18 protein-coding genes and 1 pseudogene are annotated in these 15,370 nt (G+C 60.2%); 7 read left to right on the forward strand and 12 right to left on the reverse strand.

Going from position 1 to position 15,370, the window contains the following annotated elements; translation table 11 throughout:
* Nucleotides 1–14: 14 nt before the first annotated feature.
* Nucleotides 15–911 (reverse strand): LysR family transcriptional regulator, encoded by an 897-nt coding sequence (locus LIS66_RS20275; RefSeq protein ID WP_227972922.1) that lies wholly within the window; start codon nt 909–911, stop codon nt 15–17.
* 121 nt (nt 912–1,032) lie between these two features.
* Here LIS66_RS20275 and LIS66_RS20280 point away from each other — a divergent pair, with 121 nt between their 5' ends.
* Nucleotides 1,033–1,791: an SDR family NAD(P)-dependent oxidoreductase gene (locus LIS66_RS20280; RefSeq protein WP_227972923.1), complete on the forward strand. Its 759-nt coding sequence runs from the start codon at nt 1,033–1,035 to the stop codon at nt 1,789–1,791.
* Between the two features lie 109 nt (nt 1,792–1,900).
* Here LIS66_RS20280 and LIS66_RS20285 read toward each other — a convergent pair whose 3' ends face one another.
* Nucleotides 1,901–2,338, reverse strand: coding sequence for a multidrug/biocide efflux PACE transporter (locus LIS66_RS20285; protein ID WP_227972924.1), 438 nt, complete (start codon nt 2,336–2,338; stop codon nt 1,901–1,903).
* An 89-nt stretch (nt 2,339–2,427) separates the two neighbouring features.
* On the opposite strand from LIS66_RS20285, the gene LIS66_RS20290 reads away from it, so the two are divergent.
* On the forward strand, nt 2,428–3,282 hold the full coding sequence (locus tag LIS66_RS20290; RefSeq protein ID WP_227972925.1) for a LysR family transcriptional regulator: 855 nt from the start codon (nt 2,428–2,430) through the stop codon (nt 3,280–3,282).
* Nucleotides 3,283–3,515: 233 nt separating this feature from the next.
* On the opposite strand, the gene LIS66_RS20295 is transcribed toward LIS66_RS20290, so the two are convergent.
* Genes LIS66_RS20295 through LIS66_RS20305 form a run of 3 tightly spaced genes read right to left on the reverse strand, consistent with a single transcriptional unit; the run spans nt 3,516 to nt 5,554 of the window.
* Nucleotides 3,516–4,751, reverse strand: coding sequence for an RNA polymerase sigma factor (locus tag LIS66_RS20295; RefSeq protein ID WP_227972926.1), 1,236 nt, complete (start codon nt 4,749–4,751; stop codon nt 3,516–3,518).
* Nucleotides 4,744–5,088 (reverse strand): YciI family protein, encoded by a 345-nt coding sequence (locus LIS66_RS20300; protein WP_042607232.1) that lies wholly within the window; start codon nt 5,086–5,088, stop codon nt 4,744–4,746. Before LIS66_RS20300 ends, LIS66_RS20295 begins: the two co-directional genes overlap by 8 nt.
* Nucleotides 5,089–5,128: 40 nt before the next feature.
* Nucleotides 5,129–5,554 (reverse strand): YybH family protein, encoded by a 426-nt coding sequence (locus LIS66_RS20305; RefSeq protein WP_227972927.1) that lies wholly within the window; start codon nt 5,552–5,554, stop codon nt 5,129–5,131.
* A 143-nt stretch (nt 5,555–5,697) separates the two neighbouring features.
* On the opposite strand from LIS66_RS20305, the gene LIS66_RS20310 reads away from it, so the two are divergent.
* Nucleotides 5,698–6,183: a GNAT family N-acetyltransferase gene (locus LIS66_RS20310; protein ID WP_042607234.1), complete on the forward strand. Its 486-nt coding sequence runs from the start codon at nt 5,698–5,700 to the stop codon at nt 6,181–6,183.
* 141 nt (nt 6,184–6,324) lie between these two features.
* On the opposite strand, the gene LIS66_RS20315 is transcribed toward LIS66_RS20310, so the two are convergent.
* The 3 genes from LIS66_RS20315 to LIS66_RS20325 all read right to left on the reverse strand — a co-directional run bounded on the left by LIS66_RS20315 (nt 6,325) and on the right by LIS66_RS20325 (nt 8,119).
* On the reverse strand, nt 6,325–6,813 hold the full coding sequence (locus LIS66_RS20315; RefSeq protein WP_227972928.1) for a GNAT family N-acetyltransferase: 489 nt from the start codon (nt 6,811–6,813) through the stop codon (nt 6,325–6,327).
* Between the two features lie 88 nt (nt 6,814–6,901).
* Nucleotides 6,902–7,387 (reverse strand): GyrI-like domain-containing protein, encoded by a 486-nt coding sequence (locus tag LIS66_RS20320; protein WP_227972929.1) that lies wholly within the window; start codon nt 7,385–7,387, stop codon nt 6,902–6,904.
* 69 nt (nt 7,388–7,456) lie between these two features.
* Nucleotides 7,457–8,119, reverse strand: coding sequence for a LysE family translocator (locus tag LIS66_RS20325; protein WP_064119982.1), 663 nt, complete (start codon nt 8,117–8,119; stop codon nt 7,457–7,459).
* A 138-nt stretch (nt 8,120–8,257) separates the two neighbouring features.
* Between LIS66_RS20325 and alaC the strand changes: the two genes are divergently transcribed.
* The gene (alaC, locus tag LIS66_RS20330) at nt 8,258–9,475 is read left to right on the forward strand and encodes an alanine transaminase (protein ID WP_065616751.1); all 1,218 of its coding nucleotides are present in this window, start codon (nt 8,258–8,260) and stop codon (nt 9,473–9,475) included.
* A 249-nt stretch (nt 9,476–9,724) separates the two neighbouring features.
* Here alaC and LIS66_RS20335 read toward each other — a convergent pair whose 3' ends face one another.
* A complete protein-coding gene (locus LIS66_RS20335; RefSeq protein ID WP_227972930.1) occupies nt 9,725–11,077 on the reverse strand; it encodes a GntP family permease in 1,353 nt (450 codons plus the stop codon).
* 82 nt (nt 11,078–11,159) lie between these two features.
* Complete coding sequence (locus tag LIS66_RS20340) at nt 11,160–11,693, reverse strand: gluconokinase (protein WP_227972931.1); 534 nt, start codon at nt 11,691–11,693, stop codon at nt 11,160–11,162.
* Between the two features lie 216 nt (nt 11,694–11,909).
* On the opposite strand from LIS66_RS20340, the gene LIS66_RS20345 reads away from it, so the two are divergent.
* Nucleotides 11,910–12,941: a LacI family DNA-binding transcriptional regulator gene (locus LIS66_RS20345; RefSeq protein ID WP_042607241.1), complete on the forward strand. Its 1,032-nt coding sequence runs from the start codon at nt 11,910–11,912 to the stop codon at nt 12,939–12,941.
* A gap of 117 nt (nt 12,942–13,058) precedes the next feature.
* On the opposite strand, the gene LIS66_RS20350 is transcribed toward LIS66_RS20345, so the two are convergent.
* A complete protein-coding gene (locus LIS66_RS20350; RefSeq protein ID WP_227972932.1) occupies nt 13,059–13,931 on the reverse strand; it encodes a LysR family transcriptional regulator in 873 nt (290 codons plus the stop codon).
* A 121-nt stretch (nt 13,932–14,052) separates the two neighbouring features.
* Between LIS66_RS20350 and LIS66_RS20355 the strand changes: the two genes are divergently transcribed.
* Both LIS66_RS20355 and LIS66_RS20360 read left to right on the forward strand, forming a co-directional pair.
* Nucleotides 14,053–14,493 (forward strand): PACE efflux transporter, encoded by a 441-nt coding sequence (locus tag LIS66_RS20355; RefSeq protein ID WP_227972933.1) that lies wholly within the window; start codon nt 14,053–14,055, stop codon nt 14,491–14,493.
* Between the two features lies 1 nt (nt 14,494).
* Nucleotides 14,495–14,647: pseudogene (locus tag LIS66_RS20360) on the forward strand (MFS transporter); the annotation flags it as partial.
* A 135-nt stretch (nt 14,648–14,782) separates the two neighbouring features.
* On the opposite strand, the gene LIS66_RS28030 reads toward LIS66_RS20360, so the two are convergent.
* Nucleotides 14,783–15,322, reverse strand: a complete 540-nt coding sequence (locus LIS66_RS28030; RefSeq protein ID WP_223259141.1) for a methyl-accepting chemotaxis protein — start codon at nt 15,320–15,322, stop codon at nt 14,783–14,785.
* Between the last annotated feature and the right edge of the window lie 48 nt (nt 15,323–15,370).

Raw genomic sequence — 15,370 nt, forward strand, 5'->3', positions numbered from 1 at the left:
GTTGCATTCCCAAGTCAGAGCGTTGAGCGGACCACGTCGCCGAGCCAATCCATAAACACCCGCACCCGCAGTGGCAAATGCCGTTGTCGCGCATACAACAAGGAAATCGCCATCGGCGGGGCGGTGTACTGCGCCAGCACGGTCACCAGTTCGCCATTTTCCAGATGCGGTTGCATGCCGGTGCGCGGTACCTGGGTCAGGCCGAAACCGCCCAGGCACGCCGCTTCGTAGGCATCGGTGCTGTTGACCGTGACACTGCCGGCCATCGCCACGCGCCGCACCTCACCGTCCTCCTCATAGACAAACCCTTCCGAACGCGAGCCCAGCACGCCGACGTAATGCACCAGCCGATGCTGTGCCAGATCTTCCAGGGTCTGCGGCACGCCGTAACGTTGCAGATAATCCGGGCTGGCGCAGTTGACCATCGGGAAGTCGCCCAGATGCCGGGCGACCACCGACTGATCCGGCTGCGCGCCGATGCGCAACACGCAGTCGAAGCCCTCGCTCAGCAGATCGACACGGCGATCGGTGCTGCTGATTTCCATCTGCAGATTCGGGTGGCGGTCCATGAATTCTGGCAGGCGCGGCATGATCAACCGTCGCGCGAGAATATTCGGCATATCAACCCGGATGCGCCCGGTCAGCGAACCCTCGTCCTGCCGAAACAGCCCTTCGATCTCATCCATGTGCGAGAGCAGATCCTTGCTGCGTTCATACAACACCAGGCCGTCCTGGGTGGCCTGCACCTTGCGCGTGGTGCGCTGCAACAGGCGCGTGCCGAGCAAGGCTTCAAGTGCCTGCACCTGCTCGGACACCGTGGAGCGCGGCAGGCCGAGGCTTTCACCGGCGAGGGTGAAACTCGACAGTTCGCTGACCCGGACGAAGGTACGCAGCAGTTCCAGTTTGTTCATCACAGGCCTCGGTGATTGTTCGGCTGCGCCGATCAGTGATTCCGCTTTTGCCGTGTTTATCACCTCAGGGCGGATAAATAAACTTCTTCCATCCCCACTCAACGCAATCGAGGAAGTCCGCATGAATCGCAAAATCGCACTGATCACCGGCGCCAGTCGCGGCCTGGGCCGCAGCGCCGCCCTGCATCTCGCCGCGCAAGGCATCGACATCATCGGCACCTACAACAGCCGCGCCGACGAGGCGCAGAATCTGGTCATTGAGCTACAGGCACTCGGCGCGAAAGCGGCAATGCTGCAACTGGACGTCGGCCACAGCGAACACTTTGCCGCGTTCGCCGCGCAGGTTGCACAAGTACTGGAGCAGACCTTTGAGCGGCAGCGCTTTGATTTCCTCATCAACAATGCCGGGATCGGCGTGCATGCGCTGTTCAGCGAAACCAACCCGGAGCAGTTCGATCTGCTGATGAACGTGCAACTGAAAGGGCCGTTCTTTCTGACTCAGCAACTGCTGCCGCTGATCAACGACGGTGGTCGCATCGTCAATATTTCCAGCGGTCTGACCCGCTTCAGCCTGCCGGGTTATGGCGCCTACGCGGCGATGAAAGGCGCGATGGAAGTGCTGACCCGTTATCAGGCGAAGGAGCTTGGCGCGCGGCAGATTGGTGTGAATATTCTGGCGCCGGGTGCGATTGAAACCGATTTTGGTGGCGGTACGGTGCGCGACAACAGCGCTGTCAACGCGATGGTCGCAAGTAACACCGCGCTGGGTCGCGTCGGGCAGCCGGACGATATTGGCGGTGCACTGGCGCTGCTGCTGTCACCGGGTGGGCAGTGGATCAATGGCCAGCGGGTCGAGGCATCGGGCGGCATGTTCCTGTAGCGCTTGACCCGTGTAGGAACTGCCGAAGGCTGCGATCTTCTGACTTTGATTTTCAAAAAACAAAATCAAAAGATCGCAGCCTTCGGCAGCTCCTACAGGGGGATCGGCGTCAGCTTTCATAGGCGCGGCGCGCCATGAAGCGCTCGCGCAGGACGTCATAACCCCAGTGATAGACGTAGGTGTACGGCAGGAAAAACAGCAGCACACCGATGTCGAGCAACAACGCCTGCCACAGGCTGACCGACAGCCACCAGGCAATCAGCGGCACGCCCATCACGATCAGTCCACCTTCGAACAACAATGCATGCACCACCCGCACCCAGGCGTTGTGCGACAGATTCATCCGCGCCAGAGCACGGTCGAAAAAACGGTTGAACACCACGTTCCATGCCAGCGCCAACATCGCAATCAGTACGGTCACGGCCCCCATGTCGAGCAGAGGTTTTTGCATGATCCACGCCAGCAGCGGTGTGCAGATGAGGATGGCGAGAAATTCGAACCCGACAGCCTGGAAAACGCGTTCGGTGATGGACTTGTGGACAGTCATGGCCTGACTCCTTGTTTGACGATGGTTGCCATGATCCAACCGATTCCCGATACTTCACAATCAATAACCATCGATCAAGGCGATAGTTCATGGCTTCGCAGGAAGTGCTGTTGGCGTTTGTGCAGGCGGCGACGCAAGGCTCGTTTTCCGCCGCTGCGCGTAAGTTGGGGCGCAGTCAGTCGACCATCAGCTCAGCGGTCGCCAGTCTGGAAATCGATCTGGATTTGCAACTGTTTGATCGCAGCAGCCGCAAACCCACGCTCACCCCCGCCGGCCACGTCATGTTGCAGAAAGCCGAAGCGATTCTGGCCGCCACCAGTCGCCTGGAGATGAGCGCACGGCAATTGGCGCAAGGCGTCGAGCCGAAGCTGACCGTGGCGATTTCCGATACCTATCAGTCGTATCGTTTCGAGGCGGCACTGGTGAGTTTCGAGCAGCGATATCCAGAGCTGGAGCTGGAATGCCTGATTGCCGAATGCGATGACCTGATCGAACTGGTCCAGCGCGGCCGCGCGCATCTGGCCTTCGCGGAAATGCAGGACAACTACCCGCCGGATCTGGTCACCTCGACCGTCGCCGAGCGCACGGAGATCGCCCTGTTCGTCAGCCGCGAGCATCCATTGGCGAAACTTGAGCATGTCGATCAGCAGATCCTCGAGCAACATCGCGAGTTGCGCCTGGCGACCATCGTCAATCCCTATGACAGCCGTGGCAAAGGCCGGGTGTGGTCGGCGCCGAGTTATCTGATGCTGCTGGAAATGGCGGAAAAGGGATTTGGCTGGGCGCCATTGCCGAGGTGGCTGGTGCAGCGCTATGCCAATGATTTGCTGGTTGAACTGGACGTGCGCGGCTGGCCGAAACCGGTGTTTGTCGATGCCTTGTGGTCGCGGCTATATCCGCCGGGGCCGGCGGGGAGCTGGTTGTTGAGCAAGATGCTCGAATAAAGCTGCCAAGATCAAAAGCCCCTCACCCCAGCCCTCTCCCGGAGGGAGAAGGAGCCGACCGAGGTGTCTGGCGTTATGCATCGACCTGAAAAACCTTATCGATTATGGATTCAAGACAATTCGTTCAAGTCGGTGAATCTCTCCAATATCCCCCAATCAGTCCCCTCTCCCTCTGGGAGAGGGTTAGGGTGAGGGCAATCCACAGGCTGCCCACCGTCGCGAGAGCGCCAAGATCAGGGCATTTCCAGCGCCTTGATCCGTCCTTGAATAAACCGCCGCTCCGGCTCCTGCCGCGTCAACTCCAGCGCCCGCTGATACGCAGCCCGCGCCTCCTCCACCCGGCCCAACTGCCGGCAAAACTCCGCCCGCGCCGAATGCGCCAAGTGGTAATCCTGCAACTCGCCTCGGGCCAAAATCCCTTCTATCAATGACAACCCGGCCAACGCTCCATCACGCTTGGCCACCGCCACTGCCCGGTTCAGCTCGATCACCGGCGAGGGCACCGCGCGCAGCAAGACATCGTACAGCCCGACAATCTGCCGCCAGTCGGTTTCCGCCGCCGACGGCGCTTCCGCATGCACCGCTGCAATCGCCGCCTGCAGGCAATACGGCCCGAAGCGTCGTGTACTCAGCGCGCGCTCGACCAGCGCGCAACCTTCTGCCATCAACCCGGCGTCCCACAACGCGCGATCCTGATCGTCGAGCAGCACCAGCTCACCGCTCGGCGAGGTGCGTGCCGGCCGGCGTGATTCGTGCAGCAGCATCAGCGCCAGCAGGCCCGTGACTTCCGGTTCCGGCAGCAACTCCATCAACAAGCGCCCCAGCCGAATCGCTTCGCGCGTCAGATCCTCGCGGGTCAGCTCGGCGCCAACCGAGGCCGAATAGCCTTCGTTGAACACCAGATAGATCACCCGCAGCACGCTGTCGAGGCGCTCGGGCAATTCGTTCAGCGTGGGTACTTGATAAGGGATTTTCGCGTCGCGGATCTTGGCTTTCGCGCGCACGATGCGCTGGGCAATCGCCGCCGGCGCCGAGAGAAAAGCACGGGCGATTTCTTCGGTGGTGAGGTCGCAGACTTCGCGCAAGGTCAGCGGCACCTGCGCATCCGCCGCCAGTGCCGGGTGACAGCAGGTGAAGATCAGCCGCAAGCGATCGTCTTCCACGTCTTCGCCACTCCAGTCAGCCTGTTCCAGCTCATCGAGTTGCGCCAGCAGCAGCGGTTGCGAGGCCTTGAACCGCGCGCGCCGACGCAACACATCGATGGCTTTGAATCGTCCGGTCGAGACCAGCCAGGTGCGCGGGTTGTCCGGCACGCCGTCGCGCTGCCAGCGCTCGACCGCGACGAAGAACGCCTCGTGCAAGGCTTCTTCGGCGAGGTCGAAATCACCAAGCAGGCGAATCAGCGTCGCCAGGATCCGCCGCGAATCCTCGCGGTAGACCTGCTCGACCCGCGCCCGGACGTCAGACATTCAACTGCCGCACCGGGCGCACTTCAACGCTGCCGACCCGGGCTGCCGGGATGTTGCCGGCGACCTGAATCGCTTCGTTGAGATCCTTGGCATCGATCAGGTAGAAACCGGCCAGTTGCTCCTTGGTTTCAGCGAAAGGCCCGTCGGTGATCGACAACTTGCCGTTGCGCATCCGTACGGTGGTTGCGGTCTCTACCGACTCCAGCGCTTCGGCGGCGATCATCCGCCCGCTGCCCTGCACCGACTCGGCGTAGGCCGAGCATTCAGCGTCTTCGGGACTGTCGGGCGACGAGTGCAGCAGGCGTTCATCGCTGTAGACCAGGCATAGGTATTTCATGGCGATCTCCTGATTCGAACGGATCAACTATGGCTGAAGATCAGGGGGTCACATCGAACAGTGTCGCGCCGCTCATCGGATCGAACGGTGCCGACCAGTGCTCGTGAGCGATCTTCCACGCCCCGCCGATCTGCCGATAGCACGCGGTGACGCGCATCCAGCAGCTCTGGGTTTCGCCCTTGTCATTGGTGCCGCCGCAGTTGGCGACCCAGTGGGCGAAGGCGATGTTGCCGGCAGTTTCGATGACGAGCTCCTGAAACTCGAAGATGTGCGGGCCGGGGCACATCTCCATGCACTCGACCCAGTGCGTACGGTAGGCCGCTTTGCCCTTGAATTGCAGGGCCTTGATCGCGTCGAACGAGACGATGTCATCGGCGTACAACGCCATGACTTTCTCCACGTCCTTGGTCATGACGGCGTCGCGGTAGCTATTGATCAGGGTTTGAATTTCAGACTGTGCGCTCATGGTGTTCTCCGTGGTTTTTGTTGTTGAAGACACCCTTAGTCGTTTGCCCTTTGCGCAGATCGACAAGGCAAACAAAAAAAATCCGCCGACGACAATGTCGCTAGAATCCGAGGCTCATTCTTTGTAGGAAAAAGGAAATTCCCGTGTCAGCCCAACTCGTGCCGTACGACAGCCTCAGCCCTTTGCAGCGTCAGCAAGTCGAGGCCATTGAAATCCACCCCGAGCAGATCAGATTCTCCGGCGACATCCACGGTGCCTTGCACACCCTGCTGTCGAAACCCGGCCCCGGGGTAAAGGGTTTTGCCCTGCTGGCTGACGACGTGCCGGTGGCATTTTTGCTGCTCAAGCGCCCGCCGGTATTGCCCGACTGGGCCGACGAACACAGCGCCACGTTGCATGCCTTGCAGGTCGATCGCCGCGCCCAAGGCAAGGGCTACGGCAAGGCTTGTCTGCAAGCACTGCCCGCCGTCGCGCGTGAAGCATGGCCGGAGATCAAGGGGCTGGAATTGTCGGTGGACGCCGATAACGAGGCGGCGATTGCGCTGTACGCCAGGCATGGCTACGTCGACAGCGGCGAAGCGTACAAGGGACGGATTGGGTACGAGCGGCGGATGGGGCTGGTTTTCTGAGTATCCAGAAACTCTCTGCTGACACGCCACGATCCTCTGTAGGAGCTGCCGAAGGCTGCGATCTTTTGATCTGGCTTTTGAAGATCAAGATCAAAAGATCGCAGCCTTCGGCAGCTCCTACAGTTGTGATAGGTGTTGGCTTCAGAGGGTCAGGATCATCTCGTGCCACGCCATGCCGCCATGGTCGGACTCGGACGGTTTGATGTAGGCAAAACCAAACCCGGCATACAGTGCAATGTGCTGCTCTTTGCACATCAGATGAATCGTCGCTTTGTCCATCGCGCGCATGCGCTCGATGAACTCTGCCAGCAGGCGCTTGGCCAGGCCCTTCCCCTGGTAATCCGGGTGCACTACCACCGACATGATCACCACGTTCGGGCCTTTCGGGTCGTGCCCGATCAGTTCCTTGAAGGCCTCGTCGGACATCTGCACGTCGAACGCCGCGCCGGAATTGATGAAACCGGCAACCACGCCGTCTACTTCGGCGACGATGAAGCCGTCCGGCCAAGTGGCAATGCGCGTGGCGATCTTCTCGCGGGTGGCGGCTTCATCGCCTTCATAGGCAACGGTTTCGATGGCGTAGCAGCGCTCGAGGTCGGCGGCGCTGACGTTGCGGATCACGGTGTTCATGGCAACTCGAAAATCTGTGGAAACAAGGCCCACCAGCATAAAGCACAACCACCGGGGCGGACATGCTCCGCCTCGATTCGAACGCCGGTCAGGCCTTGATCGGCAGCCAGATTTCCAGGGTGCCGGTGTTGAGCTTCGGGTTGTAATCCTCGCTGTAGCGCTCGAATTCCGGCGCATCCGCCGCTTCGTAACCGGACCGCGGCAGCCAGGTTTTCCAGATGTACTGGAAGGTGTCGGGGAGTTGCGTCAGGGGCCCTTTGTGCGCGAACACCGCATATTCCTGCGGCTGGATTTCAACCCAGCGGTACTGCTCCGGCAGGTCATCGAGCTTGTCGATCTGCACGCCGGCGATGTACTCGAAACCTCCCTCGCCGTCCGCGTTGCAGCAAACGCCGTAGGTCACTTCGTTGACCTGCGCAGGGATTTTTCCCAGGTGCGGGATAAGCTTTTCCCACAGCCTTGGAATGTCTCCTGTGGTTTCCTGAGTGAATCGCCCGCCGAACCCGGCAATCAGCAGAAATTGCCCGTGTTCGAAGCGAGGTTCGGCTATTTCGACGCGTGTCTGTTCATCCATAACGCGGCTCCTCAGAACGGAAAAGTGGGTTCGGCTGGGAGTATAGAAAGCCCGACCCGTTTCGCACGTTTACAGCGCATGCAACTGCTCGACGGCGCCCGACCCGACAAACTCGTTATAGCCAGATACGATCACGTACACCGCGAAATAGCAGAAGATCGCCGCAGATGCCATGTAGGAGTAGCGCAGCAGTTTATCGCCCAAGAGCTTGCCGCCATGGCTTGCAGCGAAGCACAAACCGGCCGACCACAACAGCCCGGCGCACAGAAAACCACCGAGGAACAACGCCGAGCTCAAAGGCCCGCCGCCACCCGAGCGGGCGATCAAGGTGCCGCCTACCGCAGCGAACCAGAGAATCGCGCTGGGCGACGACATGGCGAGAAAGATGCCGCGAAAGAATTCCTTGCGATGGGAGTTCTGCCCCACCTCGGCCGTCTCCGCCAGCAGCGCTTCGTGGTGGATCGCCGAATAAATCATCTTCGCCGCGAAATAGATCAGCAGCGCCGAACCGCCGATCCACAGCACCCAGCGTACGGTTTCGTATTGCAGCAAAACGGTCATGCCGGCCAGTGCCAGCACCGCATAAATCAAGTCGCCGACGCAGGTGCCCAGGCCAAGGGCGAAGCCCTGAAAGTAGCCGCGCTGCATGGCCAGGGTGATCATCGCGATGTTGGCCACGCCGATATCCAGGCACAGCGAAAGGCTCAGCAGGAAGCCGCTGGTGAATTCCATTGACCGATTTTCCTTGAAAAAAATGTTTACAACCGCGCTGGACAGTATGCCATCACTGCCCTTATCTTCCGCCACAGGTCACCGCAGTGACCAGCGTCGCTCGGACGGTTCCGGGCGCTTACGTTATCCGAGGCAACAATGGCCGAACAAGGTTCGCCGCGCCGCTTTGCGCGCATAGATCGACTCCCCCCTTACGTTTTCAACATCACCGCCGAGCTGAAGATGGCCGCTCGCCGCCGTGGTGAAGACATCATCGACCTGAGCATGGGCAATCCCGACGGCGCCACGCCGCCGCACATTGTCGAAAAACTCGTGCAGGTCGCCCAACGTGAAGACACCCACGGCTACTCGACGTCCAAGGGCATTCCGCGCCTGCGCCGGGCGATTTCCAACTGGTACAAGCAGCGCTACGAAGTCGATATCGACCCGGAAAGCGAAGCCATCGTCACCATCGGTTCCAAGGAAGGCCTGGCGCACTTGATGCTGGCGACTCTGGATCAGGGCGACACGGTGCTGGTGCCGAACCCGAGCTATCCGATTCACATCTACGGCGCGGTGATTGCCGGCGCTCAGGTGCGCTCGGTGCCGCTGGTGCCGGGGGTGGATTTCTTCGATGAGCTGGAGCGGGCGATTCGCGGCTCGATCCCCAAGCCGAAAATGATGATCCTCGGTTTCCCGTCAAACCCGACGGCGCAGTGCGTGGAGCTGGATTTCTTCGAACGGGTGATCGCCCTCGCCAAGCAGTATGACGTGCTGGTGATTCACGATCTGGCTTACGCCGACATCGTCTACGACGGCTGGAAAGCGCCGTCGATCATGCAAGTGCCGGGCGCCAAGGACATCGCGGTGGAATTTTTCACCCTGTCCAAGAGCTACAACATGGCCGGCTGGCGCATCGGCTTCATGGTCGGCAATCCGGAACTGGTCAACGCCCTGGCGCGGATCAAGAGCTACCACGACTACGGCACTTTCACCCCGCTGCAAGTTGCGGCGATTGCTGCGCTCGAAGGCGACCAGCAGTGCGTGCGCGACATCGCCGAGCAGTATCGCCAGCGGCGTAACGTGCTGGTCAAGGGCCTGCATGAATTGGGCTGGATGGTCGAGAATCCAAAGGCCTCCATGTATGTATGGGCGAAGATTCCCGACGCGTATGCACATCTGGGCTCGCTGGAATTTGCCAAGAAACTGCTGGCCGAGGCCAAGGTCTGCGTGTCGCCGGGGGTGGGTTTTGGCGAGTACGGTGACGACCACGTACGCTTCGCCCTGATCGAAAACCAGGACCGCATTCGTCAGGCCGTGCGCGGGATCCGCGGAATGTTCCGCGCGGATGGCTTAGTCGCAAAAACTGGCGGCTAACACAGTACCTGCAGAAGAACCCTTATGTGGCGAGGGAGCTTGCTTCCGCTGGACTGCGCAGCAGGCCCAAATCCTGCAATCGCGGTCTGTCTGATTCACTGGGTGCAGAGGTTTTTACGACTGCTGCGCAGCCGAGCGGGAGCAAGCTCCCTCGCCACAACATCCGTGTTACCACAGATTTTTTACCCACAAAAAAACCGCATCGCTGCGGTTTTTTTGTGCCTGCGCTTTCTTTAAACAAAGAACAGCTTAAACGAACAGCGACAACAGCAGGATAAAGCCCAGGGCCACCACCGACAGAATGGTTTCCATCGCGGTCCAGGTCTTGAAGGTTTCGGCCACGGTCATGTTGAAGTACTGCTTGACCAGCCAGAAACCGGCATCGTTGACGTGGGACAGGATCAGCGAACCGGCACCGGTGGCCAGCACCAGCAGCTCACGGTTGACGCCCGGAATCATGCCGACGACCGGCACAACGATACCGGCGCCGGTGATGGTCGCCACCGTCGCGGAACCGGTTGCAATACGGATCACCGCCGCCACCAGCCACGCCAGCAGGATCGGCGAGATCTGTGCGCTGACCGCCATGTGGCCGATCACATCACCCACGCCGCTGGTCACCAGCATCTGCTTGAAGCCACCGCCGGCACCGATGATCAGGATGATCGCAGCGGTTGGCGCCAGGCTTGCGTCGAGCCATTTGAGCATCTGGTTGGAACCGATGCCCTGCTTGTAGCCGAAGGTGTACAGCGACAGCAGCAACGCCAGCAGCAATGCGGAGATCGGGTGACCGATCATGTCCATCCAGATGCGGAAGAAATTGCCGTCCGGCAGCGCCACATCAGCGAAGGTTTTCAGCAGCATCAGGAACACCGGAAGCAGCACGGTGACCAGGGTGATGCTGAAGCTCGGCAGGTTGGCCGAATCGTTTTCGCGGGCCAGTTGATCGACCAGTTCCTGATTCGGGTGACCGGGAATGTGCTTGGCGATGAACGTACCGAAGATCGGACCGGCAATGATGGCGGTCGGCAGCGCGACGATCAGGCCATAGAGAATGGTCTTGCCGATGTCAGCGCCGAACACGCCGATGGCCAACAATGGGCCCGGATGCGGTGGCACCAGACCGTGCACAGCGGACAGGCCGGCGAGCAGCGGGATACCGATCTTGATGATCGATACGCCAGTGCGGCGGGCAACGATGAACACCAGCGGAATCAGCAGCACGAAGCCGATTTCGAAGAACAGCGGGATGCCCACCAGGAACGCGGCGAACATCATTGCCCACTGCACATTGTCCTTGCCGAAGGCGCGGATCAGGGTCTGGGCGATCTGATCGGCGCCGCCGGATTCGGCCATCATCTTGCCGAGCATGGTGCCCAGGGCGAGGATGATGCCGACGAAACCGAGTACGCCACCGAAGCCATCCTGGAACGCCTTGATGATGGTGTTGATCGGCATGCCGGAAGTCAGGCCGAGGAACGCGGCGGCGATGGTCAGGGCGATAAAGGGGTGAATCTTGAATTTGGTGATCAGGATAATCAGGCCGATTACCGTGACCACCGCATCGAGCAGCAGGAACGTCTCGTGGGACATGCCAAACATGGGGGGTGTCTCCTGGATTGTTGTTGTTATTAAAGCGGGTTGAACAGAAGTCGGGAGGACAGCGCTGTCTTTTTCAACATGCTCATATCGCCTGTTTCAAGCCGTTGGCCTGCCACCAGACGTGAGCCTGCAGGGCCAGCTCTTCAACGCTGTGTACTGAGGCATTGAGCGCCAGGGTCAGCGGCTCGCCCTTGGGCGATTCGAGCGTGGCGAACTGGCTTTCGATCAACGTCGCCGGCATGAAGTGGCCCGGGCGGTGCGATACACGCTCGGCGGCGACTTCCGGGGTCAATTCAAGAAAGACGAAGCCCAGGCCCGGCAAGGCGCTGCGCAGACGTTCGCGATAACTGTGTTTAAGGGCCGAGCAGGTCAACACCGGGCGCTGGCCTTTGGCATCGACGCGACGCAGTTCATCGCACAGGCTGTCGAGCCAGCCGGCACGGTCTTCGTCGTTCAGGGGGATCCCCGCGCTCATCTTTTCGATGTTCGCGGCCGGATGGAAAGTATCGCCTTCAATGGCAGTGGCGCCGCTCAAATGGCACAGGGCCTGGCTGACGCACGTCTTGCCGCAACCGGCAACGCCCATGATGACCAGGGCGGTGATGGGATGACTCATATAACACCTCAGCGCGCAGACAGCGCTACCTTTGCTAGCTATGACTCTAGTGCACAGGCAGAAGTTGCCGACGCCTTCTTGTCGTTTTTTTGGGTTGCAGCAGGTTTGTTCCCGATACCAAAGCGCGCAGATCAGGCAGGACCGCGCTCACGCATTTGCAGCTGCATCAGGACAGCGCTACCTTAGTGCCTTGATTTTTGTTTGGCAAGCCGCCCGATGACCTCCCCCAAGAACGATAAAAATACCCGCACCACCGGCCGTCCGACCCTTAACGAAGTAGCCCGCCTGGCCGGCGTCAGCCCGATTACCGCCTCGCGCGCTCTGCGCGGGGTCAGCACGGTGGCCACCGAACTGGTGGAAAAAGTGCAGAAAGCCGCGCTCGAACTCAACTATGTAGTCAACCCCGCCGCCCGCGCGCTGGCCTCGGCGCAGAGCCATTCGGTGGTGGTGCTGGTGCCGTCGCTGTCCAACCTGCTGTTCATCGACACACTGGAAGCCATTCATCGGGTGCTGACGCCCAAGGGCTTCGAAGTGCTGATCGGCAACTTCCACTACTCGCGCGATGAAGAAGAAAACCTGCTGCGCAATTACATGGCCTATCAGCCGCGCGGGTTTCTGCTGACCGGTTTCGATCGCACCGAGAGTTCGCGGCGGATGATCGAGCTCAGCAATATTCCCTGCGTGTACATGATGGAGCTGGACAGCGCCGCCGGGGTCAATTGCGTGGGTTTTTCGCAGTTGAGCGCCGGTGAAACGGCCGCGGAGCATTTGCTGTCTCGCGGGCGCAAACGCTTGGCCTACATTGGCGCGCAGCTGGATCAGCGCACGTTGTTGCGTGGCGAGGGTTTCCGCAAGGCACTGCAGAAGGCTGGCCGCTACGACCCGGATCTGGAAGTGCTGACGCCGCGCGCTTCGTCGGTGGGCTTGGGTGGTGAGTTGTTTCTGCAACTGCTGGCGGCGCATCCGGATGTCGATGCGATTTTCTTTGGCAACGATGACCTGGCCCAGGGTGCGCTGCTGGAAGCCTTGCGCAATGGCATCAAAATTCCCGAGCAAGTGGCGATTCTGGGCTTCAACGACCTGCCAATGTCCGAGCACATGGTCCCGCGCCTGAGCAGCATCAACACCCCGCGTGAGGCCATCGGCCGGCGCGCGGCGGAGCAGATGCTGACGTTGATGGCGGGCAACAAAGTAGCGCGGCCGGTGGAAGATATGGGATTTGAGCTGAAGGTGCGCGAGAGTACCTGAAACTCACGCGATCCCCTGTAGGAGCTGCCGAAGGCTGCGATCTTTTGATTTTGCTTTCAAGAACAAGATCAAAAGATCGCAGCCTTCGGCAGCTCCTACAGGGGTTTTGTGTTGGGCTCAATGGTTGAGCAGGTCGACCAAGGCCTGCGCGCCCTTCTGCAATGGCTGGCTCTTGAGCCATACCGCATGCACCGGCAGCACCAGACCATTTTCGATGTTGCGAAAATTCAGCCGTTTCAAGCGTCCGGACTCCAGCCACGGCTGCACCACCGACAGCGGAAAATTGCCCCAGCCCAATCCCGCCTCGACCAACTCCATCGCCGTTTCGAGGTTATCCGTACGCCAGTAGGATTCCGCCACCAACGGCCGCGTCTCGCTGATAGGCAAGTCGCGACTGGCGACGATGATCTGCCGCACCTGCACCAGATCTTCGAGAAACACATCCCGCCCCTGCAGCAACGGACTGTCCGCCGCCAGCGTGGCGATAATGCGTTCGCTGCCGACGAACTGAAACCGCTCCAGCGCATTTACGCTCAACCCGGCGAAGGCCAGGCACACGCTGACCCGGCCACTGTGCAACATCGCCAGCACATCATCCTGCGGCGCGGTCAGCACTTCGACGTCGAGCAGCGGATGACGCTCGGCAATCACCTTGATCGCGGCCAGCAAACGCCGCCGATCAATGTCCGCGACCACGCCGATCGACAATCTGCTTTCCAGCCCCAGCGACAACTCCACCGCGTGCACTTGCAGTTGCTTGAGCTGCTCGGCGATCAGTCGCGCGTGCGGCACCAGCGATTGTGCCATCGCCGTGGGTTGCGGCTCACGGTGACTGCGATCAAACAACGGGTAACCGAGTTCGGCTTCAAGATTGGCAATGCCCATGCTCACCGCCGAAGGCACCTTGCCCAACTGCCGCGCGGCGGCGGAAAACGAGCCGCGCTCGATCACTGCGAGAAACAATTCAATGCTGTCGCTATTGAAATTCAATCTGCCCACCTATCAATAAAACTGAAAGCTACCGACTTTTTCTGTCAGGTCTATTGAAGCTATCTTTCCCCGCCTTCGCCAGCCCTGCTGGCCCCCATCGGCAAGAAAGAGGCAAATCTGCATGCAAGGCGTGAAACGCAAACTGGTCTACGTATCGCTCTACGAAGTGATCGGCATGACCTTCTCGGCCCTCGGTCTGGCGTTGCTGTCGGGCACATCGCCGGGCAGCACCGGGCCGCTGGCGGTGATCATCACCAGCATCGCCGTGACCTGGAATTTCATTTACACCTCGTTGTTCGAGCGCTGGGAAAGCCGCCAGGTCTCGCGCACCCGCACGGTCAAACGGCGCATCGCCCATGCCGTCGGTTTTCAACTGACGCTGATCGTGTTTCTGATTCCGCTGATTGCCTGGTGGATGAACATCAGTCTGGTGCAGGCCTTTGTGCTGGATCTGGCGCTGATCATTTTCATCCCGTGCTACACGTTCGTGTTCAACTGGCTGTTTGACCGGATCTTCGGTTTGCCAAACTCGGCGCTGCCTGATTCTGCCGCTGCGGCATAAATCGAGTCTGCTGATTGGCATGTTTCTGGATAACTTCGGCACGCCGGGGGTGTTGGCATTCATTGCCAGCAGCATGCTGATCGTGATGCTGACCATCGGCTGGTTCGGCCCACGCACGCGCAATCTGGCCCTGGAGAATATTGCCCATCGCTGAAGGCCAATACAGGACTCCACTGTGGGAGCGAGCCTGCTCGCGAAGGCGCCGTGTCAGACAGGCATGTATTAGTTGACATAACGCTTTCGCGAGCAGGCTCGCTCCCACATTGGGCATTGGTGATGTTGAAACAGGTCAGTTCAATTGCAGGGTTTCATTGAACTGACTGATCGCATCCACCACATGCCGTGAGCCCTGCTGAATTTCCAGAATCACCTCGCCCGCCTCGTTCGCCAGTTCCACGCCCAGCCCGGTGCGGCTTAGGCTCGACTGCATGCTCGACACCGCACTTAGCGACAGGTCATGGTTCTTGCGCACCACGTCGACAATTTCCAGCGTCGCCTGACTGGTTCGCGCGGCTAGGCTGCGTACCTCATCGGCCACTACTGCAAAACCGCGTCCATGTTCCCCGGCACGCGCCGCTTCGATGGCAGCATTGAGCGCCAGCAGGTTCGTCTGATCGGCGATCCCGCGAATGGTCTGGACGATGGTGCCGATGATGTCCGACTGCTTGCTCACCGCATCGATACTCACCGCGGCCTCATTCAGATCGCGGGAAATGTCCTGAATGATCTGCACGGTCTGCTGCACCACCTGTGAGCCTTTTTGCGCGCAGGCGTCGTTTTGTACCGAGGTGCTGTGGGCCGATTCCGCAGCATTTTGCAAAGTGGTCATCTGCCGGGTGATGTCGCTGGCGAACTTGACCACTTTGTACAAGCGGCC

Origin of the sequence: Pseudomonas sp. HN2, from assembly GCF_020736465.1 — a bacterium.
GTDB classification, from domain to species: domain Bacteria; phylum Pseudomonadota; class Gammaproteobacteria; order Pseudomonadales; family Pseudomonadaceae; genus Aquipseudomonas; species Aquipseudomonas moraviensis_A.